This is a genomic window from Mucilaginibacter sabulilitoris (assembly GCF_034262375.1).
Lineage (GTDB): Bacteria > Bacteroidota > Bacteroidia > Sphingobacteriales > Sphingobacteriaceae > Mucilaginibacter > Mucilaginibacter sabulilitoris.
In genome coordinates this window covers 1140329-1159046 of record NZ_CP139558.1, presented here as the reverse complement: position 1 = coordinate 1159046, position 18718 = coordinate 1140329, and the positions used below count along the sequence as shown (strand labels likewise).

Here is an 18718-nt window from a genome sequence, read left to right as displayed (position 1 = left end):
ATGATATATACCATACAATCATTAAATTATACCATTCAGACAGCCGGCTACCTGCCTATATTTGTTCTTATCATGGAAAAGAAACTACCACTTCCGCCGTTCAATTTTGAAACGGCCACACAAAAAGTACAACTGGCAGAAGATGCCTGGAACAGCCAGGATCCCGAAAGAGTATCGTTAGCCTATACTGTTGACAGCGAATGGCGTAACCGCTCTGCGTTTATCAATGGCCGGGCAGAGATTGTTAATTTCCTGACGGGCAAATGGGAAAAGGAACTCGATTATAAGCTAAAAAAAGAGCTTTGGGCTTTTACAGATAATCGTATTGCCGTACGTTTTGAGTATGAATACCATGATGCCAGCGGACAATGGTACCGTGCTTACGGCAACGAAAATTGGGAATTTGATGAAAATGGGTTGATGCAAAGGAGATTTGCCAGCATTAACGATATGCCCATAAACGAGGAAGACCGCAGGTTATAAAAAGATTCTCCCTGATTTAATAATGATCTTATTCTTTTGCTTAACCACATGTGCGTTTAGTGTTTGGCAGATGATATTCAGGTTGTTATTTAATTGTCCGTATTTTAAGGTAGTGGTAAGCGGCTGATTAGCGAGCTTTTTATTCGCTATTATGATATCAAAGCCGTAGGCTTCATTCAACACTGCTATGATACGCCATAAAGGCGTGTTATTAATCGTAAATAAATTGGTACGGTAATAATTATACAGTATATCGGTGTTCGGTTCTTTTTTTAACCAGCCGGTTCTGTAATTTATACTGAGTTTTTCACCAGCTGCTAATTTTATAATATCTGCCTCCCTGCTCACTTGAACAGTGCCATGCTCTGCAATTATTTCAATACACTCACCGGTAATTTTAATGTTGCAGGAATTATCGGCCCCCTTAATCAAAACATTTTTTACGCTGATTAAAAATGACTCATCTTTATTAAGCTTGGTGTTAAAAAAAGCCTCGCCTTTTTGTAATATCACTGTTTTCGTACTTCCCGAAAATATATCGGGATAATACAAAACCGAGTTTTTGTTAAGCGTAACCACAAGTCTGTCTGTAATGGTATCAGTAATAACACGGTTGGTGGTTTGCAGAGAAAGCATAACTGCCCGTTTTGGGTAAAACAACGCGTATAACAACACCGTAATACTCAAAACAGTTAGCCCAACCACACCCATCTTTGTCCATTGTTTTTGGGGATATAATTGCCTTATCCTGGCTTCCGGCCTGCTACTCTTATCTGTCAACACTTTAAACGTTTCCCGTTGTTTCCATTAAATATTCTTTATAAACTCTGGCTTATATACCAGGTTATGGCTGGTAAATAATCAACCAGCTTAAGCCATAACTGCATTAGTGTTTTATCCATTTCGGTTTCTGTTTTGCGGAAATACTCAAATGGCCTGCTATTTCCTAAATCCTTATTTCCTCTAAAACACATCACGGGAGGTTTACCCTTACCCGTGCAGAAAATTTATTTAGCTATTGAACTGATTATTGGCAGATTACCTGCAACGAAAGTGATAACAAAAGCGTCTGTTTGTTAACCGTTACCCTCATCCACATGAAAAAACTAAGCTGTGCATTTATTCTCCTCCTTGTTTTTACTGCCGCATTTTCGCAGGAGCAAAAATTAAAAACCATCATCAGTGATGAAGGCATCCAGGGGATACAACTGGTTTATGCTAAAAAGGGTAAAATAACCAACTACAATATTGGCACGGTGAGTAAAGGATCTGATAAAAAAGTAACATCCAATACTATTTTCGAAGCCGCGTCATTAAGTAAATCTGTTTTCGCCTACGAGGTACTGCGCTTGTACGACAGGGGTATTATTAAACTTGATACACCTTTATTGAACTATATGGGTGGTAAGTATGAACGGTTTGACCCACAGGACACCCGCTATGCAAAAATAACCGCACGGATGGTACTGCGGCATACAACCGGTTTACCAAACTGGGGAGATGAGAAAGGCGCCAAACTACTCTTTATGCCCGACAGTTGTTTCTCCTACTCGGGCGAGGGTTATGTATTTTTGCAAAGAGTAGTAGAAAAACTCACGAATAAACCTTTAGACAAGCTGATGCAGGAGGAAGTTTTCACCCCACTTAATATGACCGCCAGCAGCTATACATGGGAAGATAAATTTGATACTGTAGCCGCCTTTGGTAACAGCCCCGAAGCCATTAAACGCCATAAAAACGCCAATGCTGCCTACAGTTTACTTACCAACGCGCATGACTATACCGTTTTTTTACAGGCCCTGATAGCAGGCCGTGGACTAAAACCAGCTACCCGCCAAATGATGTTTGAAAAATCAAGCGAAGGGAACTGGTTTGGGCATACGGTAATGGAGGCTAACCAACATATTAACTGGGGACTTGGCGTAGGCTTGCAACAAAACGAGTTGGGAAATTCAATATGGCATTGGGGCGATAACGGCGACTTTAAAGGGTTCTGCATCGCATTTCCGGGCAGGCAAGAGATATTGGTATATTTTACCTATAACCGTTATGGCTTAAATGTTACTCCTGATATATTGAATGTGTTTTTTGGCAAACAAACCTGGTGGCAGGCCCAATGGCTTGAGTATGGGTTTAAAGCCGATAAAGAAGTTAAGGCGCTGCGCAAGGAGCTTGAAAAAAAAGGCTACAACAAGGCTATGGAAATAGTGCAAAAAGAAAAACAGAAAAATCCTGCCTACCAAATACCTGAAAATGACTTGAACGAATTTGGCTTTATGTTGATGAACAGCGACCGAAAAAAAGATGCTGCCGAAATATTTAAACTTAATGTGAGCCTATACCCAAACAGCGCCAATGTTTATGATAGCCTCGCCGAAGCCTATGAAGCTTTGGGAGAAAAGGAACTTGCCATAAAAAATTTTAAACAATCGGTAGCATTAAATCCTAAAAACGAGTATGCTGCGGAGCATATTAAAAAGTTGGAGTTATCTCAATAAGACGGTTTTTCTCCAATACTTTCATATTATTTCACCGGGCTCACAGCAACCGCTATTTTTGAATCGGCAGTGCCATAATACAAGTACCATTTATTTTCAAATTGGGTAAGCCCCTCAACAAAACAAACCTGGTTTACCTGTCCCGATATTTCATAGGGCTTCTCGGGCTTCATAAAATAAGTATCTAAACGTTTGATGAGTTTAGTCGGGTCATCCTTATCAAACATCGCCTGCGACGCTGCATAGGTACCTTCGGCCAGGGTTTTATCGCCAAAAGAGGGTACATTACGGCTGTTATATATCAGCACAATGCCCTTATCGGTAAGGATAGCCGGCGGGCCGGGTTCTACCAAATCGCTGTCAAATTTGCCTTCGCGGGTGGGCAGGGCTATTTTAAGTTCGGGAAAATTCATGGCCTCCGACCTCAGTTTAACCGGGGGATGTTCGCCCGTGGCCATTTTAACCGGTGTCCAGTTAATGAGATCGGTTGAAGTGGCTGTCCATATCTGGGTATCGCCCCAATACATCCAGTATTTATCATTTATTTTGGTAGCTATCACCCTGCCGCTTTTATACGTTGATACAATAGAACCCGACTTACTCCACTTATCGGCATACTTACCACTATCAGTTTTGGCAAAAACGCTGCCATACTTTTTCCATTTTATGAGGTCGGTAGATGTAGCTACCAGCAGACGGGCCACTGTACCATCAAAAGCGGTATAGGTCATGTAATAAGTTCCCTTACCGTCCTCCACTACACGCGGGTCTTCGCAGCCGCCCTGCCATTCCAGTTTTTTAAAATCGTCTTTATCCGGATATAAAACCGGTGTCGGTTTGCGTACAAAATGCAGGGCATCAGTACTAACGGCCAAACCTATACGCGATGTACCTCCAGGCTTGCCGATTGTATCCTGGGCACGGTAAAGCATCCATATTTTACCGGCACGGTTTACTATAGCGGGATTAAACACATCCTTAGCTTCCCACATAACCTGTGTTTTTAATATCGGATCTATGAATTTTCCCCTGCCAGGACCTAAAATAGGGTTAACGCTATCAATTTTGGTAAAGGGTAAAATTGCCCAGTTGTTAGCCGCGTTTTTAATAGAATCGGCATTATTGGCAGCAACATTTTTTTGATTACCCGCACAACCTCCTATGGCGACGGAAACTGCAATGGCAAAGGGAATAATAAAGTTCAGTTTCATAGTTTATCCGCTCTTTATATAGTAGGAGGCACATATAATGCGCCTCTACACAAAACAATTGTGGCTTCGGGAGACACATGTAATGTGTCTTCTTCAATCTTACCAATATAACCTATTTTTTCATAACCAGTTTTACCGCAACCGAATCACCAACTATTCTACCATACCTGTTTGATACAATGCAGGAATTATGAAAATGAATGCCACCATAAAAACGCGCCCAAACATTTTCATTCGCCGCGTCGCGAAACGATTTGTACGACCGGCTTTTTATCCCAAATTCCAATTCAGAAGTATCAGTGTAAGCTACATTGTCGCCCAGTGCACTGGTGAGCGCTTCGGCTGCAGCGGCAGATATGGTACAATGTCCGCAGGTATATTCAGGAAAAGGTGGTGTTTGCAAATGCGGTCGCCAGTCGGGGTCGATATATTTATTAATCACCGTTTCGGGGCGGGCGGTGTTATAGGTGTATTTGGCAGTCCACGATTCAATAAAGGCATCAAACAGGGCAATAGCGGTTTTTGCATAAGCATACACCGTTTTATTAAAATCGGCCTTTACCTGTTTGGAGCCAATACCTACAATGCTTAACCAATGCCCCGCAGGCGAAAATTTCTTGGAAACAAACATCACATGCCCGGTTACATTGAGTTTACCCGGATTATCGTCCCAAAAATCGGCCATGTGCGCCTGATCGTGCGTCAGGCTGTCAACCGCCCCTTTAATGTACATGACTTCTTTATAGTATTTGCTGCTCTTATCGGTCACGTTAAATTCGGGCGGAAGTGGTACGCTGTATTCACGGGCGTTATGCATTACCATTGTCCTGATCTCGCCCCAATGCGGTTCCACCGCTTCACCATATAATGGAGGTGTTGGTGTCCATCGGCCGGGGGTATTGTTAATGGAAAATTTGGGAGCACTACGGGTTTTGGCATAATTATCCTTTTTACTCCAGGCCATTATGGACGCTACCACCGCCTGGGCATAAGCCTCAGAATTATTCAGCTCATCGCCGGGCATGCCATGTTCAACGGCGACCTTATGCAGGCTGTCTGTATAATATTTCAGGCTCCCTTCCGGGAAGGTAACGGCTTCGCCAACCTTACAAAAGGCCAGCAGGGCCGCGTATTCATAATCAATGGCTTTGCTGGCGGGTGGTTTAGCAACAGTTTGCAGGCCGTTTAGTTGCCCTACCAGCGAATGGTATTGCCCCGGGTTACCCGCTGCTATAACTTCGTAAGCGGCAACGGTGGCGTAGGCGTAATTGCGCGAAGCCACTACCGGCGTAAAATTATTACCCATTACCACGCGGTTTAGTTCGTGTACCGTTCGGCTGTAAAGGGCGGGGTCATGGAGTATAGTTTTATAATCTGATTTTTTGCAGGAGGTAAAAAACAGCAAGGCAGCGGCTATAAAAATCAGCGTTTGTTTCATAGGATATTCTTAGCAAATTATTTTACAACATACGTTTTCTTATCGATACCAACACCGGTTATCGTTAATGATTTCCAGTTTTTTGGCAATTTACTCTTTAACTGGACTATACCCTCCGGTGTTATATCCAACCCTCCAAATCCCATTACCAAACCCTGAATAATGCCACCGGCACCCGTAGCAAAGTATGGGTTGGTGCCGCCTTTTGTTTCGGCAATAACACGGAAAGGTGGCAGCAGGTTTGGCTCATAAGCATCTTTAAAAAAATGATAGGCTTTGTCGCCATTACCCAAACGAGCATATAACAGCGTAAATATACCCTGGGTCATGGCGGGAGTACCTTCGTTAGGTACACGGGTTTCATAGTACTCAAGGTCTTTTTTTATTTGCGCCGGATCGGTTATGGTTTTAAGCGGATAGGCCAGCAAGTTTACATCGGCTTGTTTTATGCCTTCGCCTTTATAGGCTGCAAACTCTTTGGTTACCCCATCCGGAAATTTCAGTACCGGGATGTTTTGTGCTACCTGCTGCCAGTCGGGGTCGGCGGTTATGCCCAATATTTTGGCGGCGGAAATAGCATTTTGCAGGTTTGCTATGGCAGCAGCATTGGTAAAGGCATTGTTATCTACGTTTTCGGCCCATTCATCAGCAGCCACCACATCTTTAATATCGTAGTGGCCATCGCCGTTTCGCTCCACCCTGCTTGCCCAAAAATCTGCCGTGGCAGATAATATGGGCCAGCCTTTTTCCAGCAACCATTGTTTATCCTGCGTAACGCAATAATAACTCCAGGCCGCCAACGCTACATCGGCAGTTATATGGTGCTCAAACGGACCGCTCAGGGCCCAAACCGGTGTTTCCTCTACTCCGCTGTCGGCGCTCTCCCAAGGGAACATAGCGCCTTTGTAACCATGCGAAAACGCGTTCTGCCTGGCAGCAGCCAGACGCTGAAACCGATATTCAACCAACGATTTCGCGATTTCCGGATGCATTACCAGTAAGGCTGGGTACATCCATAAATCGGCATCCCAAAAAACGTGACCATTATAACCTAAACCCGATAGCCCCATTGGCGATGGCGAATAAGCTGTACCTGCCCGTGAAAACGAATATAAATGGTAAAGCATGCTATGAACATCCTGCTGTGCCTGCGCGTCGCCTTCAATTTTAATGTCGCTTTTCCAGAGTTCGTCCCAGGCCTGCTCATGGTATTTTATCAACCGGTCACGGCCTTCCAGTTTAGCAAACATAGTCAGGCGTTCGGCCTGGTTCAGCGGGTCGGCATCATGTGCCGAGGTAATGGATGAGCCTGCTACAGCATAACGGTAGGTTTGTCCGGCCGTGACAGCCTTGCTAAATTTCATGAGGTGCATGTTATTATCCCACATTTCATGAATAACCCTGGGCTCCTGACCATGCTGCTCATTAAACAAAAATGTGTTGGACGCGCAAAGCTGCAATTTACCGGTAGGGCTTTTTGCTGTTGAAGTAAGCAGACTGATAGTTACATGCGGCCTGTCAATTTCATTGTAATAATTCTGAACCTCCTTTAAAGCATCCGGAGCTTCCATAACACTGGCGGCAGTAATGTTAATGGCCTTTTTAGCAGTTATGCTAATATCCATCAACACGGTAAAAGGCAGCTGCCGAAGCGAATAATAAGTATATTTTACCGAAGCAGCATCGCCATAATCAAAAGTGGTGGTAAAGGCGGCATGATGCATATCAAGCTCCTGCTTAAAATTGCTGATATTCTTGGCTTCAATACGTTTACCATTTATTTCGAGATAACTGTTAAGCAGATTAAAACTGTTTAAAAAATTGCTTACCCGGCCACGTCCGTATAAATCATAAGCACCGGCAAGCACCACATTTTTAACCTTAAACGGCTCTGGGGACGATACAATGCCTATCATACCGTTGGCTACTGTGATGCCGTAGTAATTGGCGGGATCTACTTTATCAGCCTTTATTTTCCACGCGTCCTGCGCCTTTAACACGGTGGTTAAACAGCATAAGCCCGCCAGCATCACGTATATTCTGTTCATATCAGTTATTTAATTTGAAAAACCTGATCGGTTTATTGTTTACTGCAACGGCATAAATTATACCTTTCGCGGTTTTAATTGCTTTAATATCCCTTACCTCGCCCCGCAGCAAAAACCCGGATGAAACAGACGAGGTACTTTTCAAATTCCGGTTACCGTCAAACAGCATAACATCGCCATAATCAGCATCGTATTTACCTTCATAAGGCACTACTCCGCTAAAATTCCCACCAGTTAACAAGCCTTTACCATTACCCGTCTGCAACAAACTAAGGCCAAACAGCGGTGCCACCTGAGCGGATGACGGAAATGCTTTAAACTCAAAGCTACCCTGCCCCTTGTTATAGAAAACACCTGATTGGAAAGAAGCTGCCTTTAACGGAGCTTGGTTATTTATGGTATCGCCAAAAATCTGCTCCACTGTTTTCCCGGCAAAATCGCGGAAGTACAGGAACTTTTTTTTGATGATGGGCACTTGCCTTTCAATATCACCTTTACCTAAAAACGTATAGTATTTTTGGTCGATGCCATAAGCTATTATGGGGTCAACAGTTCCGTTCTTATCCAGATCTAACAAGTAGAGTTTCAATGGGTCGTTAATAGTAGGTTTAAGTTTGGAGTTACAGCCGTAGTTACCGGCCAGTATATCCACTTTACCATCGCCATCAACATCGGCCAATACAATTCTTTGCCACCAACCCGATAGCTTATCCATTTCAGGTTGATGCTGTTGTTCAAGTTTCCCTTTTTTATTCATGAACACTTTTACCGGCGTCCATTCACCTGCTAATACCAGGTCGGGCCAGCCATCGTTGTCCAAATCGGCAAAAGCCGCGGAGCGCAACATACCAGCGTGTTTTAGCTCATCGGGAATATTAACCTGATGATAAACACCATGCCCATCGTTCATTAATAAATAAGATTCAGGAATTTTGCCAAAACCAAAACTATCAGGTGCGCCGCCAACAAAAATATCGGGGTAACCATCATGGTTCACATCGGCAACCGCCACCGCCGATTTATTGAGCTTGATAGATGGGATATTAGCCGAGCGCGTAAAATTACCCTTGCCGTCATTCATATACAGCCTATCGGCCAGTTCAGATGCACCATTTTGCAGCTCGTTGCCGCCACTTGCCACATACAGATCGGGAAAGCCATCGTGGTTTGCATCCAGAAAAACGGCATCCACATCTTCGCTTGCCGAATCGGTTACAAAAGCTGGTTGTACTGACGGCTTAAAATCGCCGGTTGCAGTTTGAATAAATAACGCTCCGGGTTGGTTTCGTGCACCACAAACATAAAAATCATCAAGACCATCATGGTTCACATCGGCAACAGCCATCCTCGGCCCCTCGGTCGACAATTTGTGCGGGATAAGTGGCTGTTGATTAAAGTCGACAAAATCGTCTTCGCGGTGCTGCCAGTTGGTGTGGATGGTATTGGTGATGTCCTGGAATAAAGGTTTTTTGGCAGGGAAGAAATGACTGTAATTAAATTTACCAATTGCATTAGCCTCGTCAATAATTAATTGTTGGTTTGATTTAACGTTGCGCAACATCTGGCTGGTTTGATTGGGCCAGACAATTAATATACTATCCACACGCTGATTTTTACCCAAGCCAAAATGCAAACGGGGCTCAACCGATGATTGAAAACCACGCGTAAGCATCAGCTGCTGGTATTGCATTTGTTTACCGCAAAAAACATAAGCCTTTGTACCAATACCAAAGGTATTGTCTTGCCGCCCTTTAAATTTCAGGGCTAAATAAGGCGTTGGGGGCGAATTGTTTTTATAAATACCAGCCTCGTGGTTTACATTGTTCGTTATGAGATCGAGCCGGCCGTCGTTATCCAGATCGGCATAGGCTGCGCCGTTGGCCAAACCCGGTTCGCCCATTCCCCAGTCAAGGCTTTTATCAGTAAACTTTTCATTCATATTGCCTTTAAACAGATAACTATGAACCGATCCGGGAGGCATCTTTTCCAGGGCCAGGCTATCAAAACCATGGCCGCTGTTCAGCATACCTTGTACCTGATCATTGGATATATAACTTACATAGTCCATATCAAGCGCTCGGCGTTTGATGCCATTGGCAATAAACAAGTCCTTAATACCATCATTATCAAAATCGGCAAGCAGCGGGCTCCAGCTCCAGTCGGTAGCGGCAACACCATCCATTAATGCCACATCGCTAAAGGCTTCGCCATTGCCCATATTTTTCTGGAGGGCATTACGGGAGAATTGATCCTGAAACCCATTTTGGGTGATCTTGAATTTATACTGATCATAAGACTCATCAGCACCGTAACTTTTCAGCACGGTTTCTTCTGCCGGCAGCATGTCGGCGGTTATGATATCCAGCTGACCATCGTTATTAAAATCGGCCATGTCATTACCCATGCTAAAGCGACTGTAATGATTAAAATGCTTAGCGCCAGATTCGGTGAAGGTTCCGTTATGGTTGTTGATGTAATAATAATCGTTCTCATGAAAATCATTCCCCACATAAATATCTTCCCAGCCATCGTTATTTATATCGCCAACTGCAACGCCAAGTCCGTAACCCAGCGCGCTGTTATAAATACCCGCTTGTTTGGTTACATTGGTGAAATGGCCATTGGTGTTGAGGTACAGCCTGCTGCCTGCCAACTTATTTTCGGCTTTCCGCATGGCAGTATCACGATAAACCGCTACGGAATGGTCTGACTGATTAAGCAGGAAACAATCAAGCTGACCGTCATGGTTATAATCAAAAAAAACAGCCTGAGTAGAGAAACCCGAAAAATCAAGTCCGTATTCGGCCGACCTTTCGGTGAAAGTTCCGTTATGATTGTTGATATAGAGCATATTATGCCCTTTTAAATTCAGCTTACCGGCAACTGCGCAAACATAAATGTCAAGATAGCCATCGTTATTAACATCGGCCATGGTTACGCCGGTGCTCCAGTCGGCAGCGCCTGCTATGCCAGCTTTTTGAGTAATATCCTCAAACTTAAAGTTGCCTTTGTTCAGGTATAGTTTATTGCCCCCTTTTTGATTGGCCGTAAAAAATATGTCAGGCAGGCCATCATTGTTAATATCGCCAACGGCTACCCCGCCGCCATTGTAATAATACAGGTAATCTAAAATACCGGGGCGATCGCCGTCGCTTATGCGGTTTACAAAATGGATATTGGTTTGGGCCGATGGGAGTTGTTCAAAAAGTGGAGGCAAATTTGTTTTTTGTCTGCATGAACATAATGAGATGCAAAAAAGGACGATTATTGCGAATGATGTATAAATATTGATGCGCCTGGTCATGCCACCTGTTTAATTTTCAAAGGTTTATTGTGCGGACTAAATGTAAGGAATTACTACCTGCATATTGATAATTTCGTTATCAGAAACCGGTAACTTATTATCCGGGAACCGCTCATATGGCTGGATTAATGGATGCAGATAGTTATCCTGAATATATGATTGCATCGCATCATATATTTTTTGCTTGTCTTTGTACTTACCGCTAAAAGTGCCTACCAGTATTTTACCCGGTGGCATATTCATATATACTGCATTGCCCTGTATTGTGATTTTTTTGTTTACAGGCAGTCCCACCAGCACCCGAACAGAGTCAGCTGCCAAAGCTGTGTTTTGCATTTGAACCGCGTTAACGACTTGCAGCTGATGTTTTACCACAAGATCATTAAGCTCCTTAAGTATCTTATTGATTTCGGTAAATTGATTATCCTTACAAACAACTTCATTTTTCACCATGATCAATTTTCCGGTAGTTTGCTTCCGTTCGATGCTAAAACCGTAGTAAAGCTTTGTGCTTTCCATAAAGGCCTTAAGATGCAGAACCGCCGTTTGATTAATGCCCCTGCCATTATATTTTGCACGCCAGTAACCGAGTAAATTTGTTTTAAATGACACTAAAACAATGGCCGAATTAGCAGAACTATCGGGCCCGATGGCGTACTTATAATTAAACTCCTTATTGTTTTTTACTTCATGAATGCTAAAATTATTTGAATTATCATACTTCACATTAAAAACAACATCACCTCCCTTTATCCGGAAACCTGTTTTGCTGCTATCTACTTTGAGCGTACCTTTACTTGCCAGCTTCTTAAGCTCCGGCTGCCATTTTATCCAATTATGCGCAACCTCCAATTGTTGAAAAAGGTTAAAATAGGTAGCATTAATTCTGACCCCTACAGATGTTGTAACGGGGATAAAACCAATTATAAAAACAACCAATAATAGCGGCAGGATAATTACTGTTTTCTTCATTAATAATTATAGTAATTGATTAATGCGGGGAGTTAAACTATAAAATATGCATTAACAATAATGGAACAGTTAACCTGTTCCATTATTGTAGAATTATATCACAATCAGCAATTATTTACCGTAACCAGGGTTTTGTGTCAATTTAGGATTGGCACTTATTTGAGGTGACGGAACTGGGAAAATAAATGTATGGGTATCAGCATCTTGTGGTTTTGCAGGAACGCGGGGGCCGGTAAAATACTTTGTGCCGGTAGCCACTTCAAACCTGATCAGGTCATTCCTTCTCCAGCCTTCCCAGGCCATTTCGCGGCCACGCTCGTCAAGGAAGCTTGCATAAGTAAGATCGGCCGGTGTCCAGTTGGGCAGGCCCGATCTGTTTCTGATGGTGTTAACTAAGGTTAAAGCTTCAGCAGCATTTCCGAGGTGCATATCAGCTTCGGCTTTCATCAACAGCGCATCGGCATAGCGGAATAATACGCCATCATTATTGGTATCGCCATGGGTACCAGGCTGCGGAGCATATTTAACACTGCGCACACCTGCAAATTTAAATGAGTCGGTAGGGTTACTTAGTTCATTAATATACGGGCTCAATATTACCTTAAGACCTGTTGCGGGGTCGGTAAGTGGCGCACCTGCCGAGCTGTACTGCTGGCCTACCAGGAACATCTTTTTACGGGCGTCATCATCAGTAAACTTTAAATAAAAGGCGCGCGGAGCGCTAAAGCCGTTGTAAGGCTGGCCTGTTAAATTGTATGTATACTGGTTATTATAATTGAGTGTATACAACTCAATGCTGTTGCCAGTAATATTGATGTTGTCAAATGGCACAACAAAAATATTTTCTGATGAGTTTTCATTGCTAACAATAAAGTTATCAAGCACATTGGGCTGTAATGTATATTTACCGGATTTTATTACCAGATCAACCACATCTTTCGCTTTTTGCCATTGCGCTGTGCCAGTATAAACCTGGGCGTTAAGATATAGCTTGGCCAGGGTCATGTACCCTCCCCATTTATTAATATGCCCGTAAGTGGTATTATCTTTTGCTTCAGACAACAAAGGCACATTAGTGGTAAGTTCACTTTCTAAAAACGCATAAACATCCTTACGTGGAACATTAACAATTTTATCGGGAGTAACATCAAACGACGGAACCACCGGAACGTTACCAAACATATCCATTGACATATACAGATAGTAAGCCCTCAACACTTTTAACTCGGCAATAAGCTGCTCTGAATTTGCCGGTTTATTAGCAAGCTTGCTAAGAATGGCAATAGCAGCGTTACACTTGGTTATACCGTTATTTAAGGCTTTCCAGGCATTATCAAAGTTATCATAATCATTTCTGAAGGTGTGCAGCCAAAACGATTGCCATTTGCCGCCGTCGTACCAGTCGTTACCGCGTGATGGAACAACCATTTCGTCTGTTGATACTTCGTTCAGCTGAAATACGTCGTTACACGGAATATTAGTAAGCTGGTTGTATGCCGGAGCAATTGCCGCTGCTACCTGTTTATCATTCTGAAAGAATTTATTTTCAGGAACCACACTATATACCTGTTTATCAAGCTTTGTACATGATTGTATGATAGCGCCCCCTGCCAAAAGCACCATGGTGCTTATTATATATTTTATATTTTTCATCTCTTATTACTATTTAAATAATACCCTGTACAATTATTTGAATGTGATATTGGTACCGAATGTAAAGGCCCTTATTTTTGGATAATAACCATTATTTATATAGCTCTGGCTTTGGTAGGTCGTGTTCTGATATCCGTTATTTAAACCGGAATTATCATCAGCAATGGTTTGCTCTGGATCGCTGCCTTTGTATTTGGTTATGATAAATAAGTTATTTGCGGCAAGGTATAATCTGATTGACTGGAAGCCTTTAACATTTTTAAAGGAATAGCCTAAACTGGCATTATCCAACCTGAGGTATGATGCTCCCTGCAACCAGCGGTCAGATACATAAGGACCATCTTTAATACCATTTGTTAAGGCATCTTTGGTGGTGTTATTACTTGGCAGCCTGGTAATGGTTTCAAAGTTTAACAGGTTGTTATTAAACAATTTTTGGCCATATACGCCTCTCAGGAAGAAACTAAAGCTCCAGTTTTTATAAGTAAAATTATTAGCTAAGCCATAATTAAACTTAGGTGATGGGTCAATATAATACCTTGTGGGGCTTGTTCCGTCGGCGGTATATTGCGCAGCTGTTTTACCGTCAAATAACTGGTTACCATCAGCATCAACACCGGTAAAATGGGGCAGGTAAAACTGATAAGGTGCAGATCCGGTTTTAAGATAGGTAATAGGGCTTGAACTTAAACCACGACCCTGGGCATAACCCAAAGGAATTAAATTGGTATTAATTTGAGTACCTGCATAACTACCGGAAAGGTTAGTGATCTTTGTTCTTACAAAAGCTATCTGACCAGAAATTGACCAGCCAAAATTTCCTCCCTTAAATGGCACACCTGTAATAGCTACTTCAAGCCCTTTATTTGACAAGCGGCCAACGTTTGCTAATATAGATGAGTAAACTAAGTTACCACCGGCAGGTATTGCGTAGTTATACAACAGATTTTTGGTAAAATCATTAAAATAGTTGATATCACCAGATAAGCGATCATTAAATAAAGAGAAGTCGATACCAACATTTCGCCCGTGTCTTTCTTCCCATACTAAGTCAGGGTTGGCGTTTTGTACAGGCTGATATCCGCTTGGATATGGGAACGTTCCGTTTGATGCATCATAAAATTTGCTGGTAGGTCCGTACAGTAACAATGAAGTATAAGGAGATATCGCGTCCGCGTTACCTACCACACCATAACCTGCTCTGATTTTTAGGTCATTAACCCAATCAACACCATTTAGCAGATCTTTCTTTAAACGATAAGCTAAGTCAAACGACGGAAAATTACCCCAGTTGTGATTGCTACCAAACTTAGATGATCCGTCACGTCTGAAAGTAGCCGTAGCATAAAACCTGTCATCGTAATTATAGTTTACACGACCAACAAGCGAAATCAGTTTAAACTCTTCTTTATAAGAATATATCTTATTAAACGCTGAGTTACCACCGCCTAAGTTGTTGTCAACATTGTCGGGCACCAGGAAATCCTGTGATCCACCAGATATATTACTATTAATGAAATCATTATACTCATATACCGCAACGGCCGATAATGTATGTTTACCAAATGTTTTATTAAAATCTAAATGAACGTCGCCTTTGTATGAGTTGGTATTATAATTACCGTCTCTCGCGTTGTTCACGTTATTTTCCTGAGGGAAGGTTGGCTGAAAGAAGTGAGTTTGCACATTGTTGCGCGAGGTTGATCCGGTAACACCAACTTTTAAACTTGGCAGTAAGTTATAGTCGGCACTACCGTTAATTATCGTCAGATACTCGTTGGTTCCGTTAGTAGTTTGCATGAGGTGCAAAACGGGATTAGCCTCGTTAAAGTCAGTATAAATATAATAAGAACCATCCGCATTTTTTATAGGATATGTTGGCGGTGAGTTAAATACATATTGAAAAACGCTGTAATCTGTTGGGTTACGCAGGTCGGAACCATTAGGGTTGTTAAGGTCAAAGGCACCCGGAATAGCGGTTAACTTACGTGTTGTATTTACGTTTGATATCCCCAATTTTAAATTCAGTTTCCCGTCAAGCGCTTTTTGCTCAGCATTGAACCGCAAACCCAATTGCTTTTTACCACTGTTTAAAATAACACCAGGCTGATTTTGGTAATTGATAGATGCTCTGTACTTAAAATCATTGGTACCACCACTTATTGCTACGTTATTGCTTGAGGTAAATGCAGTACGACTTATAGCATCCTGCCAATCGGTGTTAGCGCCTTTATCATAGGTAGCTTTATTATCAAAGCCATCAATAGCTGTACGGTATTCCGGACCGCTGAGCAGCTCGAATTTATTGGCTTGTTTGCCAACACTCACGTAGGCATTATAATCAACCTGCGCTTTTCCGGCACGGCCTTGTTTTGTATTTACTATGATTACGCCATTTGCACCACGCGAACCGTAAATGGCGGTTGCAGATGCATCCTTCAGCACGTCATATGATTCAATATCTCCCGGAGGAATGTTCTGGAACTGATTAGGGTCGTCCAACGCTACTCCGTCAACAACAAACAAAGGGGTTTGGCTACCGGTAATGGAGGTTTGGCCCCTTAAACGGATGCTGGCATTCTGGTTAGGGTCGCCACCACCCTGAATAATTACCAGGCCCGCTACTTTACCCTGAACCTGATCGAGCGGGTTAATAATAGCACCCTGGTTAAAATCCTTTGCCCCGACGTTAGCAACGGCGCCGGTTATATCTTTTTTGCGTTGTGAACCATAACCAACGCTTACAATTTGTACTTCGCTAAGTGTAGTGGCACTACCTACCATTGCGATACTTATAGTTGTTTTCCCGGTTATATCAACTTCCTGTTTGGTATAACCTATAAATGATACCACAAGGGTATTGGCTGTTGATGGCAATGAAAGCCTGAAAGTACCATTAGCATCTGTATTGGTACCAACGGTTGAGCCTTTGGCCACAATGGATACGCCCGGCATTGGCGTACCATCCTGTGAGTCTGTAACCTTACCGGTTACTACTTTGTTTTGCGCCATTGCGGGCACAGCAAAGAAGCAAAAAATGGCAAGACAGCTTACTTTGAGTAAATTTTTTAGCTGCATAAATTTAGATTTAGTGTTTAATTGGTTGATTTAACAATAACTGTTGTGTTTGTGAGATTGAGTGAATTACTGATATTAAATCATTAAGGGGGTTGTTCATTGGTATAGCTTGTATTCATAAGCAGTTGTTTTTAAAGTCCACAAAAAGGCCATGAGGTATCAGTGCATGACAAAGCCAAAGCAATTAATACCGTTAAAACAAAAGGCTAAAGCCCTTTGGCATGACAACCATCAAACATGATGGCATAATGAAATTTAAATTATTATTAGGTTTTAATATTGTACGCCAGAGAGGTCACTTGCCGTTAGGAGTAATTTTTACAATTCGCCCCTGTTGAATGACTATGTACAAAGTAATATGGAGAATAGTGCAATACCTATTTTTTTTCTGAAAATATAACAAAAAACGATGTATTATTTATGTAATTAATTAATAATCAAATATTTGAAAAAAAACAAGTGCAAAAAAATATAAAATAAATTTAACGGTATTTGATATATTTTTAATGCAAAACAACGTTTTCTTACTTAAAAATCAATTCATTTAATTATGATTTGTTAACCACATCAACCGCCTTTATGGCCATGATCTTTTTATCAAACTGATCGCCAGGGACTATCGACCTTGCCTTGATACGCATCTTATAAACGTATATAGTATTTACAGAGTACTCCAGTATATTGGCTATAGTTTCGTTATCGCTAATACCCATACGTAACAACGCGAATATCCGCAAATCGGTATTCAGCACTTCATTATCCTTGGGCCAAATCTGATCCTCTTCTTTAAATAGCGAATTAAACACTGTAATAAAGTTGGGGAATATCTTAAGAAAGATATGATCGAACGTATAAAACAATAAATCCCTTTCCTTTTTTATATTTATTTCATTTATAGCGAGTTGAATATCTTCATATTTCCTGGCGGCAAGCTTCCTGTCGATGTTCCGTTTTAATTTCTCGAGCTTTAATATATAACCCGATATAACATTAAAAAAATAGCCTATATACTCTTCCTTAATCCGGGTATCTTCAACAAGCTTATCGTTAATAGTTTCCAGTTCAAGATTCTTCTCCTCAATGATCTTCTCCTTTGCCTTTAAACGTTTTAACTGGTTAAATATAATGAAAGAGATCATGAGCACGAATATGGAAACCACAGTTATGGTCAGGAGATAAACCAGGAATTTATTTTTTTCCTTTTCCATTAAAACCAGCTTTTGAGCTGCTACAACCGGCAATACCGCAGCTATTTTTATTTTACGGAGCTTAGCGCCATAATACTCGGCATCATTCATAGCCTGATCAATAAAAATATAAGCATCTTTCACATTACCATTCTGGTACAACAGATAGCCCAGCTCAAAACTGGCCAGTGTTTCTTTGGTTGATGACCTGATATCATTAATAACACCGATAATTAAAAGATTGGCGCGTTCTTCAATCTGCGAGGGTTTCATATAAGATGAACTCAGGCCTGTAGCGATCATGGCGCGCTGATGTGCAGTTAATTTAAAATCTTTAAGTATGCGAAGGTAATATTTGGATGGCTCTTGTATATCGCCGATGCGTATTTGCTTGTCGCCCTGCTGCCTTAACCACTCATAAGAGTTTGGCTTACAAAGCGCAATGGTTGAGTCCAGATATTTGATTGATTCGGCATTATTATACTGCGTGTAGTAACTATTGCTATCATAATTCGCCAGGTCTGAATGGGCTCTGGCTTTCAAAGCATAATACTCAATTTTTGATTCATTGTTCAGCAAGCGTACCTCTATGCCGTTAAAACAATCAAAAGCTTCTTTAAACATACCGGCCGAAAGCAGGATGAACGCCAATTTTATTTTACAATCGTTTTGCTTTGCACCATCATGAAGTATGTCGCTTATGTTCCGCATTTTATTAATATACACGTAGGCCGAGTCAAATTGATATACCTTATATTCTTCGTATATATTACTGCAGAGCCAATAGCGGGAATTGTAATTTATTAATGGGACCGACGACAATGAGGCCTTCAATTTTTTTATACG

12 protein-coding genes are annotated in these 18718 nt (G+C 41.8%); 2 read left to right on the top strand and 10 right to left on the bottom strand.

Annotated elements, in window-relative coordinates; genetic code table 11:
* On the top strand, positions 1-483 hold the full coding sequence (locus tag SNE25_RS05045; RefSeq protein WP_321563998.1) for a nuclear transport factor 2 family protein: 483 nt from the start codon (positions 1-3) through the stop codon (positions 481-483).
* Here the strand turns inward: SNE25_RS05045 and SNE25_RS05040 are convergent.
* Positions 478-1263: a FecR family protein gene (locus SNE25_RS05040; protein ID WP_321563997.1), complete on the bottom strand. Its 786-nt coding sequence runs from the start codon at positions 1261-1263 to the stop codon at positions 478-480. The genes SNE25_RS05045 and SNE25_RS05040 overlap by 6 nt on opposite strands.
* Before the next feature lie 38 nt (positions 1264-1301).
* A complete protein-coding gene (locus SNE25_RS05035; RefSeq protein ID WP_321563996.1) occupies positions 1302-1457 on the bottom strand; it encodes a hypothetical protein in 156 nt (51 codons plus the stop codon).
* Positions 1458-1580: 123 nt separating this feature from the next.
* Here SNE25_RS05035 and SNE25_RS05030 point away from each other — a divergent pair, with 123 nt between their 5' ends.
* Positions 1581-2981 carry a serine hydrolase gene (locus SNE25_RS05030; RefSeq protein ID WP_321563995.1) on the top strand — a complete coding sequence of 467 codons (1401 nt, stop codon included), beginning with the start codon at positions 1581-1583 and terminating at the stop codon, positions 2979-2981.
* 26 nt (positions 2982-3007) lie between these two features.
* On the opposite strand, the gene SNE25_RS05025 is transcribed toward SNE25_RS05030, so the two are convergent.
* The 8 genes from SNE25_RS05025 to SNE25_RS04990 all read right to left on the bottom strand — a co-directional run bounded on the left by SNE25_RS05025 (position 3008) and on the right by SNE25_RS04990 (position 18583).
* A complete protein-coding gene (locus tag SNE25_RS05025; RefSeq protein WP_321563994.1) occupies positions 3008-4192 on the bottom strand; it encodes a glycoside hydrolase family 130 protein in 1185 nt (394 codons plus the stop codon).
* Positions 4193-4304: 112 nt separating this feature from the next.
* Positions 4305-5630 carry a vanadium-dependent haloperoxidase gene (locus tag SNE25_RS05020; protein ID WP_321563993.1) on the bottom strand — a complete coding sequence of 442 codons (1326 nt, stop codon included), beginning with the start codon at positions 5628-5630 and terminating at the stop codon, positions 4305-4307.
* 17 nt (positions 5631-5647) lie between these two features.
* Positions 5648-7678: a glycosyl hydrolase family 95 catalytic domain-containing protein gene (locus tag SNE25_RS05015; protein WP_321563992.1), complete on the bottom strand. Its 2031-nt coding sequence runs from the start codon at positions 7676-7678 to the stop codon at positions 5648-5650.
* Between the two features lies 1 nt (position 7679).
* Complete coding sequence (locus SNE25_RS05010; protein WP_321563991.1) at positions 7680-10895, bottom strand: VCBS repeat-containing protein; 3216 nt, start codon at positions 10893-10895, stop codon at positions 7680-7682.
* A gap of 123 nt (positions 10896-11018) precedes the next feature.
* The gene (locus SNE25_RS05005) at positions 11019-11954 is read right to left on the bottom strand and encodes a hypothetical protein (RefSeq protein WP_321563990.1); all 936 of its coding nucleotides are present in this window, start codon (positions 11952-11954) and stop codon (positions 11019-11021) included.
* Between the two features lie 111 nt (positions 11955-12065).
* Entirely contained in the window at positions 12066-13607 is a 1542-nt protein-coding gene (locus SNE25_RS05000) for a RagB/SusD family nutrient uptake outer membrane protein (RefSeq protein WP_321563989.1), read from the bottom strand.
* Between the two features lie 33 nt (positions 13608-13640).
* A complete protein-coding gene (locus SNE25_RS04995) occupies positions 13641-16685 on the bottom strand; it encodes a SusC/RagA family TonB-linked outer membrane protein (protein WP_321563988.1) in 3045 nt (1014 codons plus the stop codon).
* A 548-nt stretch (positions 16686-17233) separates the two neighbouring features.
* Positions 17234-18583, bottom strand: coding sequence for a DUF6377 domain-containing protein (locus SNE25_RS04990; RefSeq protein WP_321563987.1), 1350 nt, complete (start codon positions 18581-18583; stop codon positions 17234-17236).
* Positions 18584-18718: the final 135 nt, after the last annotated feature.

Bases quoted from the DNA above. Each gene is read 5' to 3' on its own strand.
- SNE25_RS05045 (WP_321563998.1), top strand. From the start codon at position 1: ATGATATATACCATACAATCATTAAATTATACCATTCAGACAGCCGGC.
- SNE25_RS05035 (WP_321563996.1), bottom strand. From the start codon at position 1,457: ATGTGTTTTAGAGGAAATAAGGATTTAGGAAATAGCAGGCCATTTGAG.
- SNE25_RS05030 (WP_321563995.1), top strand. From the start codon at position 1,581: ATGAAAAAACTAAGCTGTGCATTTATTCTCCTCCTTGTTTTTACTGCC.
- SNE25_RS05025 (WP_321563994.1), bottom strand. From the start codon at position 4,192: ATGAAACTGAACTTTATTATTCCCTTTGCCATTGCAGTTTCCGTCGCC.
- SNE25_RS05020 (WP_321563993.1), bottom strand. From the start codon at position 5,630: ATGAAACAAACGCTGATTTTTATAGCCGCTGCCTTGCTGTTTTTTACC.
- SNE25_RS05015 (WP_321563992.1), bottom strand. From the start codon at position 7,678: ATGAACAGAATATACGTGATGCTGGCGGGCTTATGCTGTTTAACCACC.
- SNE25_RS05005 (WP_321563990.1), bottom strand. From the start codon at position 11,954: ATGAAGAAAACAGTAATTATCCTGCCGCTATTATTGGTTGTTTTTATA.
- SNE25_RS05000 (WP_321563989.1), bottom strand. From the start codon at position 13,607: ATGAAAAATATAAAATATATAATAAGCACCATGGTGCTTTTGGCAGGG.
- SNE25_RS04995 (WP_321563988.1), bottom strand. From the start codon at position 16,685: ATGCAGCTAAAAAATTTACTCAAAGTAAGCTGTCTTGCCATTTTTTGC.
- SNE25_RS04990 (WP_321563987.1), bottom strand. From the start codon at position 18,583: ATGCGGAACATAAGCGACATACTTCATGATGGTGCAAAGCAAAACGAT.